Raw genomic sequence first — 12,686 nt, 5'->3', positions numbered from 1 at the left:
GCTAGCCTGCCGGACATGGAGCAGTGCACGATCGTTTCGGCCGCGGACGGGAACTATTTCTGGGGCCTGCTGCTGCTGACCGCCTCGGCGCGGAAGGCGGGGCTGAAGTGCCCGGTGCACCTGCTGGTGCGCGATCTGAGCGCGGCGCAGACGGCGTCGTTGAAGGCGCTGGGAAATGTCAGCATCGAGGAAATGGACCCGGCCAACCGGCGGAATCCCTGCACCTGGAAGCCGGCGGCCCTGCGCGGCGCGAAGACGGACTACATCGCCTGGATGGACGCCGACTGCGCGGTCATCGGCGACATCAGCGAGCTGCTCGTGCCGGACAACGACGAGTTCCAGATCCGGGTCCGTGATGCGGCGGAAAACGCGCGCGCTTACTCGCGGCTCTACGCCGAGGGCGATCCGCGCGGACCGGTGCCGGCCGGCGTTTTGGAAACGTGGCGCCGGGACGTGGCGGACCTCGACGAGCCGCACCTCGACAAGGCGGTGGTGACGAACTGCCTGGTGCTGCACCGGCGTCACCTGCCCTTCATCGAACTGTGGCACGAGCAGATCGAGAAAGTCATGCCCGCTGGTGATGGCGGCGTGGTGAACCGCGACCAGCCGGCTTACTTCATGACGGACGAGTCGGTGTTTTCCTCGCTGCTGGCCTTTTCCTCGCTGGCACCACCGATCGCGGAGTTCCAGCTGAACAAGATCCCGGAGAAGCACGTGGCGCATTTCGGCGTGCGGCCGAAGCCGTGGAACGGGTGGACCAAGCCGACCTGGTATGCCTACGACGAGATGATGGCGGTGGTGGATTTCGCGGTGCGGCACTGCCCGGAGCTGCCCGAGCTGCCGCCGGCGCTGCGCCGGAAGAATCGCGGTCGCTACCTGCTGGAGTCGCGCGGTCGCGACATCGTCCAGCGGGCGAAGCAGCTGGTGCGGGGGTAGTCGGGCCTCGCCAAGCCGCGGTGGCGGGTCGATGATCCGGCTGTGAATGGCCGGCTGCTGCTGATCTTGCTGTCCGCTCCGCTGATGGCGGGGCCGCGGGAGGATTTCGCGCGCGGCGTGCTGGAGGCGGCGCGGGGAAAGGATCCGATCGACTGGTATCAGAAGGCGCTGGCGGCGGATCCGGAGGCCTGGCCGCTGGTGCGGAAAGTGGCGGGGCTGGAGACGGCGCGGGGCGGGATCGAGGCGGCGTCGACGCTCTACCGCGAGTTCGCCGCACGGCATCCGGAGCGGTTGGAGGCTCAGCTGGCGTATGCGGACTTTCTCGGGGAGGTTTCGCCGCGCGACGACTTCGCCGCGAAGCTGGCGGGCGAGAGTTTGGAAAAGGCGCTCGTGCGTTTTCCAGGCAGCATCGGCGTGCGGCGCCGGCTTTTCCGAAGCTACGAGCAGCGCGGGATGCGCGAGCGCTCGCTGGCGATGTTTGACGAGGTGGAAAAGTCCGAATCGCCGGGCATGGCGCGGTTCGGCCTGGAGCTGGCGCGGAATCTTTTCGAGGCCGACGACCAGCAGGCCCAGTCCCGGGTGGACGCGATGCTCGACCGGGCGATGGCTTCATTTCCGGGAAACGCGGGCCTGGCCAAGGCGGCGAGCGAGTATTTCCGGACCTCCGGGCGGCTCGATCGGGCGGTGGCGGTGCTGGAGCAGCACGTGGCTGCCGCGCCGTCGTCGCTGGAGCTGCGGACGCGGCTGGGCATCCTGCTTTTCGCGGCCGACCGCGGTGAGGAGGGCGTGCGGGTGCTGCGGGAGGTGCTGGAGATCGATCCCCGCCGCTGGCTGGCTCATCAAGCGCTGGCGAAGTATTTCCGCAAAGTCGATCGTCCCGAAGAAGCCCGCGCGCATGCGGCCGAGCGGCTGAAGCTGCGCGGCGGCGATGCCTCGGAGTTCGCCGAGCTGGCGCAGGAGTGGCTGGATGCGGACGAGCCGCGAAATGCCCGCCTGCTGCTGGAGAAGGGGGTTTTCGATGCCCCGGAGGACGCGGAGCTGGCGGCTTTGTTGGCGGTGGCGACGCGCCGCGATCCGGAGACCGCCTCGCGCGCGGCGGGTCGTTTCCGCGAAGCGGAGGCCCTGTCGGGAAACGATGGCCCGGCCGCCCAGCCGGACTTCCAGCTGGCCTTCGCCGGCTACCTGATCGAGTCCGGCAAGCCCGAGCTGGCCGAGGCGAAGCTGCGGTCGGCGATCAAGGGCTACCCGCCGGAAGCGCGCGAGGAAACGGCCGCCGCGCTGCGCCAGCTGGCGGATCTGTGGGACGCGCAGGGGAAGAACGAGGCGGCGGCGAAGTCGCTGCGGCGGCGGGCGGAGGCCCTGATTCCCGCCGAATCCAAATGATTGCCACCCCGGGCGGGGGAGGCTATAGCCCCCGTCCAACCCCCGGTTGACCTATGAAGAAATTGTGGATCAAGGCCTTGTCGCTCGCGTTTCTTTCCCTCCTGGTGGCGAACTGCGCCAAGGAGCCCGAGGTCAAGCTCGGTGCGGACGGCAAGCCCGTGAACGACAAGGGCGAGCCCGTGAACCCCTACGAGCCGGGTACCTACGAGCACTTCAAGGCCGAGCGCAGCTACCCGAAGACCTCCAAGGTCTGGAAAAACGAGGCGCTGCTCTCGCTGACGACCCCCGAGAACTCCCACCTCATCATTTCCCGCAAGCTCCAACGCGCGTTCCTGATGAAGGGCGACGAAGTGGTCGTCGACTACCCTGTTTCCACCGGCAAGAGCGGCTACGCCACGCCGGCCGGGGACTACACCATCCTCGAGAAGACGATCGACAAGAAGTCGAACTCCTACGGCAGCGTCTACGATGAGAACGGCGACCGCGTTTCCGGCGTGGAAAAACCGTCGCAGGTCCCCGAAGGCGGACGTTTTTCCGGCGCGCCGATGCCCTACTGGATGCGCCTCAGCAACGACGGGGTGGGCCACCACATCGGCAACGTGCCCCGCTACCCGGCCTCCCATGGCTGCATCCGCGGCCCGCGCGCGATCATGCCCACGATCTACCGCAAGGTGAAGATCGGCACGCCGGTGACGGTCGAGTGACCCGCCGCGCGTTCGCGCATTGCGCGTTCCTCCCCGGCGTGGTTGGTTAGGGAGGGTATGGATGAACCGGATGCCGACACGGTGGCCGACCGCGACGATCCTTCGCGGTCGTTCCGGATGGCGCTGGCCTTCTGCGGGCTGCTGGGAATCGGCATCCTGGCGACCATGCCCGATCATCCCGCGGTGCGCGTGGCCGCAGCTTCCGTGGGCGCGCTTTCGATCGTGACCCTCTCGTGGAACCTCCGCCGCAAGGCCGGCGTGACCAGCCGCGAGGCGGAAATCCTGGCCGAAAAGCTGGTCGAGGACGTCGATGAGCTGCAGACCAAGCTGGCCATCGAGCGCGACGAGCGGATGGTCATCGAGCGCTATTTCGATGCCCTGATGGAGCACGTGCCCTCGAGCCTGTATTTCAAAGACCTCGACTCGCGCTTCCTGCGGACCAACCAGAAGATGGCCGAGTGGTTCCGGTGCGGCCACCCGGGCGACATGGTCGGCAAGTCCGACCACGATTTTTTCGGCAAGCACGCCGACGACGCGCTCAAGGACGAGCGCGAGATCATCCGCACCGGCCTGCCGATCGTCGGCAAGATCGAGTTCGAGGAATTCCAGGACGGCAAGCAGGGCTGGGTGCTGACCAACAAGATGCCCTTCCGTGACCAGGGCGGGAAGATCATCGGCACCTTCGGCATGTCCAGCGACGTGACCGAGCTGATGGAGACCCGCAACACGCTCGAACGGGAGCGCAACATGCTGCGGTCGCTGATCGACAGCTTCCCGGACCGGATTTTCGTCCGCGATCCCGGCCGCCACTACGTGCTGGTGAACCGGCCGCTCGCCGAATGGGCCGGTGTTTCCGATCCGAGTGAAATGGTCGGCCGCAAGCCGGAGGAGTTTTTCCCCCAACGGGTCACCGGCAGGGGCTCGCAGGAGGACCTCGATCTGCTCGCCGGCGAGCGCGAAATGGTGATCCGCGAGTGGCTGATGGTGGATGCCAACAACGAGGAGCGGACCGTGGTGACGACCAAGGTGCCGTGGTTCGACCACGACGGCCGCTGCGTCGGCATCGTGGGCATGGACCGCGATGTGACCGAGGAGCGCCGCGCCCGCGCCGAGCTGGCGAAGATGCAAAAACGGCTCCAGGAGGTCGTCGATAACAGCCCGGCGGTCGTTTACATGAAGAGCCGCGAAGGCCGCTACCTGATGGTGAACCGGGGCTTCGAGGAAATGTTCGGCCTCCAGCGCTCCGACGTGCTGAGCCGCTCCGACGAGGACATCCTGAGCGACAAGGAGGCCGCGGATGCTTTCCGTGGCCGCGATCTGGAGGTGATCGAGCAGGCCGCCCCGCTGCGGCTCGACGAGCGCTTCTACGTCGATGGCGAGGCGCGCTGGTACTCGACGGTGCGCTTCCCGCTGCGCGACGATCGCGGCGAGATCTACGCGGTGGGCGGGATTTCCACCGATGTGACCGACCGCCGCGAGGCCGAGGATGCGATGCGGCGGCTGAACAAGGACCTGGTGAAGGCCAACGACGACCTCCAGCGCGCCCAGGAGCAGCTGATCCAGGCGGAAAAGATGGAGTCGATCGGCCGGCTTGCCTCCGGCGTGGCGCACGAGGTGAAAAACCCGCTGGCGATGATCGGCATGGGCCTCGAACTGCTGGCGCGGAAGATCCCGGATGAGGACGAAACCGCGAAGGAAACCATCGAGCGGATGAAGCGCGGCATCGAGCGCGCCAAGCGGATCGTCAAGGGCCTGGTCGATTTTTCCTCCGCGCGCCAGTTCAAGCTGGAGCCCGTGCCGGTGAATCAGGTCGTCCGCGATGCGCTGTCGCTGGTGGAGTACCAGCTGAAAAGGGAGAACGTCACCGTGGTGGAGGAACTCGGCGAGGACCTGCCGCAGGTGGAGGTGGACCTGCCGAAGCTCGAGCAGGTGCTGGTGAACCTGATCATCAATGCCCAGCAGGCGATGGAGAGCGGCGGCTCGATCACCTTGCGGACCTATGCCACGCGCTTGTCCGACGTGAAACGCGACCAGGGGCTGCGGACCAGCCGCCACCTGCGGATGAACGACCACGTGGTCTGCATCGAGGTCGCGGACACCGGCCCGGGCATTCCCGTGGAGAACCTCAAGAAGCTCTACGACCCGTTTTTCACCACCAAGCCGACCGGCGTGGGCACCGGCCTCGGGCTGGCCGTTTCGCGGAAAATCGTGGAGCTGCACCAAGGCCGCCTGGAGCTGCTGAACCGCGAGGACGGCCAGGGCGCGCTGGCCCGGATCACGCTCAATGCCTGCCGGCCCGCCCCCGAGGCTGCTGCCGCCGATTCCTGAACCGGCCGCTTGAATCCTCCGCGCGGACAAGGGATAGTCCGGATGTTATGAAAGCGACGCGCCTCCTGATCATCGATGACGAACCGGACTTCACCGCCCTGCTCAAGGCCAACCTGGAGGAAATGGGCAGCTTCGAGGTGATGGAGATCAATGATTCGTCGAAAGCCATGGATGCCATCTGGTCGTTCAAGCCGGACTTGTGCCTGATCGATGTGGTCATGCCCGGCATGGATGGCGGCGACGTGGTCGCGAAAATCCGCCAGGACCCGGCGCTGCGCGACCTGCCGGTGATGATGCTGACCGCGCTGGTCGAGGAAAACCCGGACTCCGACGATGGCGAGACGATGACCGGCGGGCTGCCCTTCGTGAGCAAGACGGCGGATTTCGAGCGCATCCTGGCGTGCATCGAGAAGCACCTCGAGGAAGCGGGCGTTTGACCTCATTTTCCGGAAGAGCACGGCCCCCCGGCACGTAAGGCTGCCAACCGAGATGAACGTGAAACCGCTGCTCCGCTCCCTTGTCCTGCCGACGCTTTTGGTCGGTTCCGCCGTGGCCAAGAACCCCGTGTTCGAAGGTCACTACGCCGATCCCGAGGCGCTGATCTTCGGCGATACCTGCTGGATTTTCCCGACCTACTCGGCGCCCTACGATCAGCAGCTCCACTTCGACGCCTTTTCCTCGAAAGATCTCGTCCATTGGAAAAAGCATCGCAAGATCCTCGACAACAAGGACATCAAGTGGGCCAAGCGAGCCATGTGGGCGCCCTCGGTGATCGAGAAGGACGGCAAGTATTTCTTCTTTTTCGGCGCCAACGACATCCAGAACGACGAGCAGGAGGGCGGCATCGGCGTGGCCGTGGCCAACAAGCCCGGCGGACCCTACAAGGACCACCTCGGCAAGCCGCTGGTCGACAAGTTCCACCATGGCGCGCAGCCGATCGACCAGTTCGTCTTCCACGATCCCGACGGCACCTACTACCTGATCTACGGCGGCTGGCGGCACTGCAACATCGCCAAGCTCAACGACGACTTCACGGGCTTCGTGCCCTTCGAAAACGGCGAGACCTTCAAGGAGATCACGCCGCAGGACTACGTCGAGGGCCCGATCATGTTCGTGCGCGACGGGAAGTACTACTTCATGTGGTCCGAGGGCGGCTGGACCGGCCCCGACTACCGCGTGGCCTACGCGATCGGCGACTCGCCCTTCGGGCCCTTCGAGCGCATCGGCACCGTGCTCCAGCAGGACCCGGAGGTCGCCACCGGAGCCGGGCATCACTCGGTGATCCAGGTGCCGGGCAAGGACGAGTGGTTCGCCGTCTATCACCGCCGCCCGCTGGGCGAAACGGACGGCAACGCCCGCGTCACCTGCATCGACAAGATGGAGTTCGACAAGGACGGGCGCATCAAGCCGATCAAGATCACCTTCGAAGGCGTCGAGGAGACCGATCTCAGCGGCGGCTGAGCGGCCTTTTCCCGCGCTGCGCGCTTGGGTTCACCGTCGACCTGACTGAAGCTCGGGCATGTCCGGATGGATCCAACGCGCGCTGGCCGAACGTTTTCCCACCATTGAGTCGGCCGTCTCCGAGATCGCCGCGCTGAAGGCCCAGCTCGAGCTGCCGAAGGGCGTCATTCACGTCATTTCCGACGTCCACGGCGAGGCCAAGAAACTGCGCCACGTCATCAACAACGCCTCCGGCCGGCTGCGGCCCCTGGTGGCCGAGTTGTTCGAGGACCAGCTCGGCGAAGCGGAGTTCGACGAGTTTCTCAACGTCCTCTACTACCCGGCCGAGATCCTCCAGCTCAAGGACGACGCGCTTTCCGATGACGACGAGCGCTTCCGCTGGGTGCTGGCGACGCTGACGCGGCAGTTCGACCTGATCCGCATCATGGTCCGCGAGCGGCGGCGGAAAACGGTGAAGCTGCTCGCGCCGAAGGAGCATCGCGAGCTGTTCGAGGTGCTGCTGAACTACCCCGCTGGCGGGCACGATCCCGTGTTCCTCGAGGTGCAGCTGCGCGAAATGGTCCGCCGCCGGCTGGCCTTTTCCGCCATTCGCAGCGCCTCGCGCTTCATCCGGAACCTGACGGTGGAGGAAACCATCGTCGCCGGCGACCTCGGCGACCGCGGCCCGCGGCTCGACCGGGTGGTCGATTACCTGATGCGCCAGCCGAACGTCTCGCTGGTGTGGGGAAACCACGACGTCAGCTGGATGGGCGCCTGCCTCGGCAATGAGGCCCTGATCGCTCTCGTGCTGCGCATTTCCCTGCGCTACCGCCGGCTCTATCAGCTCGAGGAAGGCTACGGCCTGCTGACCAAGGCGCTGGAGCAGCTCGCGGAAATCGCCTACGCCGACGACCCCGCCGAGCACTTCCTGTCGAAGCGCGAGGGCGAGCGCGACCCGCGCCTCATCGCCCGCATGCACAAGGCCGCGGCCATCCTCGAGTTCAAGCTCCAGGGACGGATGATCGAGCGCCACCCCGAGTGGGAAATGAACGACCGCAACCTGCTGCCGAAGATTGATTTCGAAAACGCCAGCATCGAGCTCGACGATACGACCTATCCACTACGGGACTCGTACTTGCCGACGGTGGACCCCTCCGATCCCAACCGCCTGTCACCGGAGGAAAGCCAGTGCATGGACCGGCTGAAGGAATCCTTCACCTCCTCGCCGCGGCTGTGGCAGCACATGAAGTGGGTGTCCGACCGCGGCCGCATGGCGGTGGTCCGGGATCGGGCGGTCATCTTCCACGCCTGCCTCGCGGTCGATGAGGAGGGCGGCTACCTGCCGCTTGAGATCGATGGCAACGAATGCCGCGGGCCGCAGCAGTTCCCGGCGCTCAACCGCGTCATCAAGCGCGCCTTCCGGGCCGGGGCACAGGTCGATCGCGATGACCTCGACTGGTTCTACTACCTGTGGGCCGGCCCGAAGTCGCCGCTCTTCGGAAAGGACCGGATGGCCACCTTCGAGACCTACTTCATTGAGGATGCGGCCACCCACGCGGAGACCAAGAACGCGTGGTTCCGCTGGATCCACGACTTCGATTTCTGCGACCGGATCTGCCGCGAAATGGGCGTCGAAGAGGGCGGCATCGTCGTCAATGGCCACGTCCCGGTAAAGGTCGAGGAAGGGGAGAGCCCGCTCAAGCGTGGCGGCAACGCGGTCACGATTGACGGTGCCTTTTCCGAGGCCTACGGCGACCGCGGCTACACCTTCATCCTCGCCCCCGAGGGGGAAGTGCTGGCGGAGCATCACGCCTTCCCGGACCCAGTGGCCGCCGTCCGCGAGGGCGGCGACCTCATCCCGGACATGACCCTCGTCCGCGCCTACGACCGCCCCCGCATGGTCGGCGATACCGAGCAAGGCGAGGGCATCCGCGCCCAGATCCGCGCCCTCGAGGAACTCGTCGCCGCCTACCAGGACGGCGAAATCCAGGAGCGGTCCGAGGCTTGAGAGCCGGCCATCGGGAGCTCACTAGGCCCCCTTTCGGGCCCCCGAGATCTCCGAACCATGGAAGTGCAATGTCGCCATCGGCGCGGCGCGGGGCAGGCGCACCATCCAGGCGGGGCGCTCGAAACCCCGCGAAGCTCTCTACATGGCCGCTCTCGCCGCCGCCCACCGCAATCCCATGTTCGCCCGCAATCCAAGCAGCTCATTGCACCCGGAAAACCGGTCAAAGTGGCCCTCTGCGCCATCGCCCGAAAACTCCTCATCTACCTCAACACCCAGCTCAATGATGAATTCGTAACGACATAGCGTCGAAGTGGTGGCACCCCCTACCGGGAGCGCCAGTTCGACACGGGGTAAAGGGTTCTCATCACGGTTCAATCTCCGACTCGCGGCGGGGTAGCGGGTTGCCACCCACGCATCTTGTTCTGCTTTCATTTGAACCTTGTTGTCCCAAAGCTCGGCTTCCGCCGATCATGCCTGAGGACCCAGACCCGAATCGCACCGCCCCGAATGTCGTAGAGAAAGTGGTAGGGGAAGCGATCAAGATTGCACCTCCGTAGCCAGTGGCATCGAAGTGGAAGAACCGGGGATGCTTACACGCCTTGGCAAGCCCTAGCTGGAACTCGGCGAAGAAGTCCTCCCCAAGTGCCTCCGAAATCTCGTAGTAGCGGTTCAGCGCCTCGTTGAGGTCGTGCTGAACCCGTCGATGGAATCTAAGCTCCACGGCTGCGGATGCCGGACACCAGGTCCTCGAAAGAAATCATGACCGAAGGATCTTTCTCGGCTTCGTTGATGCGCCGGAACACTTCCTCATCCGACACGTCGTATACCGGTGTCTGCAGCCCGTGAATCAATCGCGAAGCAAGGGCGGCCCGCTCCTCTTCGGGGAGTTTGACCGCCTCCTCGGCAATCTCATCAAGCTTCATACGCGCGAAGTCTAGCCGACGGGATCGAACTTCGCCATCTCGATTTTTCTGGCGAACGACTCAAGCTCAGCGACGACCTCGGCGGCGCGGGTGGAGCGCACGGCGCGCTCCCCAACTCCCTCGACGCTCGAACGGACGGCGCGGAGGCTGTTCGCTGCAGCGCATGGTTAGGCGTATCAATATGTGTCTCCATCAAAACTCTTTCCATCCCACGAACGATAATACTGAACCCACTCGCCGCGCCACATGCCAACCACAAAATCCCTGTCCGGCGTCCCCCAATCTGACATGAACGATGGCCGCTCCGTGAAATACCACACTGCCTTGTTCTCGCGGTTGGTGTCAGCCCAACGCTTGAACTCGTCCTCGCTCGGCAACCGATGTTGGGAATCGCGAAAGCCCTCAACATACCTCGCTAGCGGAACAAGCTCGGTCTCAACAAACGCTCTGTCCTTACGCGACTGCTTGAGCGTCGCCAAGCAAACGAGGCAAATCAACAGGAGGACGAGGCCGCCACAAAAATATGACCACCACTTCCATACAGAGCGAGCAATGTCAGCAGGGTAACGCATACGCCTAACGTCGAAGTCCTCTCACACCTGCCCGGGGGCGAGGCTTCGACTGTGGGTTGAGGGTTGAATGGTCATGACGGATTGAACTCGCGGCGGGGTAGCGGGTTGCCACCCACGCCTTCCATGAGAAGGCAGTCAAATCGAATTTGAAGTTCACTTCAAGTGGTCATGTCTCGGTGGTTGGTTTTCTGCGGCTTGCAGACTTGAAGAGATATCCCCCCGCTCCCCTGGGGGGACGGGAGGGGCGAAGCCCCCGGACGGGGGTTGGGGGGCGACTCGTTGGTGATCGAGCTGACCCCAGCTCGGCGGGGTGCGGGGCGGCAGCCCCGGCTATCGGATTGAAACAGTGGATTCAGGCTTCCATCCGCACTCTTCGTCACGACGGGATCGTCGCTTTCATCGACGTGGTGCACGCTTTGATCCGGTGTTTCCATAAAAGGGAGGAACGTCACTTTCTTGTTCACGCACTCGGCGCATGGCCGGTGCTGGCGCAGCACCGTGATCGTTCCAAATCGTTTCGAACTTGTTTCATCGGAAAATGGGTTGGTGCTTCAGGCAGCGCGGTGGCGCAGCGGTTTGTAGATCTCCTCCTCGCGCCACAAGGCGAGCATCAGCACGGCGAGTTTGCGCGCGATGGCCACCACCGCCTTTTTCTTGGCTCGGGGCCCGCCCCGTTCCGCAAGCTTTAGACCGTGCCTCTTCAGCGTGGTGTCCGGACCGAAGGGTCCGAGCACATACTGCGCGGCACCCACCAGCAGCTTTCGAAGATAGGTGTCGTCGGCCTTGCTGATGCGCATCTGCTTGTCGGTGTCGCCGGACTGGTGGCGCTTGGGCACCAGTCCGAGATAAGCTCCAATGTCCCGCGGTCGTCGAAAGCGCTCCGGGTCACCGATGGTCAGGATGAATGTCAGCGAGGTGATCGGGCCGATGCCAGCGATCTGAGTAAGAAACTCTGTCTCGGGGTAAGACTCTGCGGCGAGTTCGGCAAGCGCGCCGTCGAGCTTCTTGATCTGAGCGGTCATGGTCTCAATGACCATCAGCGACGGCTCAATCAACGCGAGAATCCCGGCGTCTCCTTCCGCAAGCTCGCGCCGTGCGTGGCGGGCGAAGCAGTTCGTATTCGGCGAGCCCAGGCGGATACCCAGGCTCTTGAGGGTGAAGCGCACCGCGGAATACCGCGGAGCGGGATGGACAGGAGCGAAGCGACGTGCCCCCGCAGGGGGGCGAGCCGTGAGGCGGCGAGATCAAATCACATTGACCCGCTGGCGCACCAGATTGTCCCGCAGCTTGACCTGAAGCAGGTCGAGCTGTGCTTGCTCGGTGCCGTGCTCGATCGGAGCCAGCAAGGTTTCGTCGGCCCGGGCCAGCTTGGCGAGCATCGCCGCGTCCTTGCGATCGCACTTCCGGTCGTTTTGATAGATCGCGCGGACTTTGCGGGGATTGGCCACCAATACACGGTGGCCAAGATCAGTAAAAAAGCGGCTGATCCAAGGACTTTGCATCCCAACCTCCATCACGACCAAAGCGCCAGGGTATTTCTTCGAGAAACGAGACATGGCTTCCCGCGTGTTGGTGAGGGTGGTCTCCGCCAGGATTTCTCCATCAACCGCGAGCACGCAAATCGAGTGCTTCCGATCGCCGAGGTCGATTCCTATGGTTGTCGTAGATGAGTTCGTTTTCATGGCAAGGGGTAGTATACACCATCGGGCCAGTCATGGTCCTCCCTGCCTTCTCATCTAATCTTGTTCGGCTTCTTGCTTCCCGCCCATGCCCACAATGATCCCGCTCTTATCGCCTGTCACTTGGAACGATTCGTAGCCTGACGAAGAGGCAATCAACTCGATCACACCGCCAGCTATCGTAAGCCGGAGATCACCAGTCTTGGAGCAAATGTGGGCTTGGTCGATCACCTTGCCGATGACTTCATGGGATATTGCTGCTTCAGCGTCAAATGGCTTCGGAAGCCCAAACTTCTGATTGTGATCTTCTACTGTGATGAACTGCCCATCATCACCAACAAATCTCAACAATCCTTCGCACGAGATAGCTCGCTGCCCATCCAGCCCGATCGAACTCCACCGACCGTTGTCGCTGATCTGAAAGCTTTGGATTGTGCGCCCACGGATTGCTCTCTCAATCGCAGTCATTTCTTTGCCGAACGTCGAAGTCCTCCTACGCCTGACCGGGGGCGCGGCTTCGATCATGGGTTGAAGGTGGAATGGTCATGACGGATTGAACTCACGGCGGGTCAGGCGTTAGGAGCGCCGCCTTGTTGAACAGAGCCGCTGCGCGGCGACTCCGCGCTGCGGCGTTGAAAGGGTTGAAGCGATCTGTCAGGCTTGTTCCTGCTATGAAAAAAAGATGACGCGATCACTTCAGCCGCTTGGTATCA

Annotated in this window: 12 protein-coding genes; 7 read left to right on the top strand and 5 right to left on the bottom strand. The window is 64.0% G+C overall.

Annotated features, from left to right (window positions below; all coding sequences use genetic code 11):
- Positions 1-15: 15 nt before the first annotated feature.
- From ABXH26_RS18370 to ABXH26_RS18340, 7 genes are read left to right on the top strand one after another with little or no spacing between them, the layout of a single operon-like run.
- The gene (locus ABXH26_RS18370; RefSeq protein ID WP_353568563.1) at positions 16-936 is read left to right on the top strand and encodes a hypothetical protein; all 921 of its coding nucleotides are present in this window, start codon (positions 16-18) and stop codon (positions 934-936) included.
- A 42-nt stretch (positions 937-978) separates the two neighbouring features.
- Positions 979-2,319: a tetratricopeptide repeat protein gene (locus ABXH26_RS18365; protein WP_353568562.1), complete on the top strand. Its 1,341-nt coding sequence runs from the start codon at positions 979-981 to the stop codon at positions 2,317-2,319.
- 53 nt (positions 2,320-2,372) lie between these two features.
- Positions 2,373-3,023: a L,D-transpeptidase family protein gene (locus tag ABXH26_RS18360; RefSeq protein WP_353568561.1), complete on the top strand. Its 651-nt coding sequence runs from the start codon at positions 2,373-2,375 to the stop codon at positions 3,021-3,023.
- A 57-nt stretch (positions 3,024-3,080) separates the two neighbouring features.
- Entirely contained in the window at positions 3,081-5,351 is a 2,271-nt protein-coding gene (locus ABXH26_RS18355; RefSeq protein ID WP_353568560.1) for a PAS domain-containing protein, read from the top strand.
- Positions 5,352-5,398: 47 nt separating this feature from the next.
- The gene (locus tag ABXH26_RS18350) at positions 5,399-5,788 is read left to right on the top strand and encodes a response regulator (RefSeq protein WP_353568559.1); all 390 of its coding nucleotides are present in this window, start codon (positions 5,399-5,401) and stop codon (positions 5,786-5,788) included.
- Between the two features lie 52 nt (positions 5,789-5,840).
- Positions 5,841-6,812, top strand: a complete 972-nt coding sequence (locus ABXH26_RS18345) for a glycoside hydrolase family 43 protein (RefSeq protein WP_434783437.1) — start codon at positions 5,841-5,843, stop codon at positions 6,810-6,812.
- Between the two features lie 58 nt (positions 6,813-6,870).
- The gene (locus ABXH26_RS18340; protein ID WP_353568558.1) at positions 6,871-8,799 is read left to right on the top strand and encodes a fructose-bisphosphatase class III; all 1,929 of its coding nucleotides are present in this window, start codon (positions 6,871-6,873) and stop codon (positions 8,797-8,799) included.
- Positions 8,800-9,509: 710 nt separating this feature from the next.
- On the opposite strand, the gene ABXH26_RS18335 is transcribed toward ABXH26_RS18340, so the two are convergent.
- From ABXH26_RS18335 to ABXH26_RS18315, 5 genes are all read right to left on the bottom strand, one after another.
- Positions 9,510-9,722, bottom strand: coding sequence for an addiction module protein (locus ABXH26_RS18335; protein ID WP_353568557.1), 213 nt, complete (start codon positions 9,720-9,722; stop codon positions 9,510-9,512).
- A gap of 176 nt (positions 9,723-9,898) precedes the next feature.
- Positions 9,899-10,201, bottom strand: coding sequence for a hypothetical protein (locus ABXH26_RS18330; RefSeq protein ID WP_353568556.1), 303 nt, complete (start codon positions 10,199-10,201; stop codon positions 9,899-9,901).
- Between the two features lie 644 nt (positions 10,202-10,845).
- Positions 10,846-11,460, bottom strand: a complete 615-nt coding sequence (locus ABXH26_RS18325; RefSeq protein WP_353568555.1) for a transposase — start codon at positions 11,458-11,460, stop codon at positions 10,846-10,848.
- A gap of 78 nt (positions 11,461-11,538) precedes the next feature.
- Positions 11,539-11,976: an IS110 family transposase gene (locus ABXH26_RS18320; protein WP_353568554.1), complete on the bottom strand. Its 438-nt coding sequence runs from the start codon at positions 11,974-11,976 to the stop codon at positions 11,539-11,541.
- Positions 11,977-12,030: 54 nt separating this feature from the next.
- The gene (locus ABXH26_RS18315) at positions 12,031-12,498 is read right to left on the bottom strand and encodes a hypothetical protein (protein WP_353568553.1); all 468 of its coding nucleotides are present in this window, start codon (positions 12,496-12,498) and stop codon (positions 12,031-12,033) included.
- Positions 12,499-12,686: the final 188 nt, after the last annotated feature.

Origin of the sequence: Haloferula sargassicola, assembly GCF_040362925.1 — a bacterium.
GTDB classification, from domain to species: Bacteria; Verrucomicrobiota; Verrucomicrobiia; order Verrucomicrobiales; family Akkermansiaceae; genus Haloferula; species Haloferula sargassicola.
The sequence above is the reverse complement of the archived record's forward strand: the minus strand, read 5'-3'. Positions and strand labels throughout refer to the sequence as shown.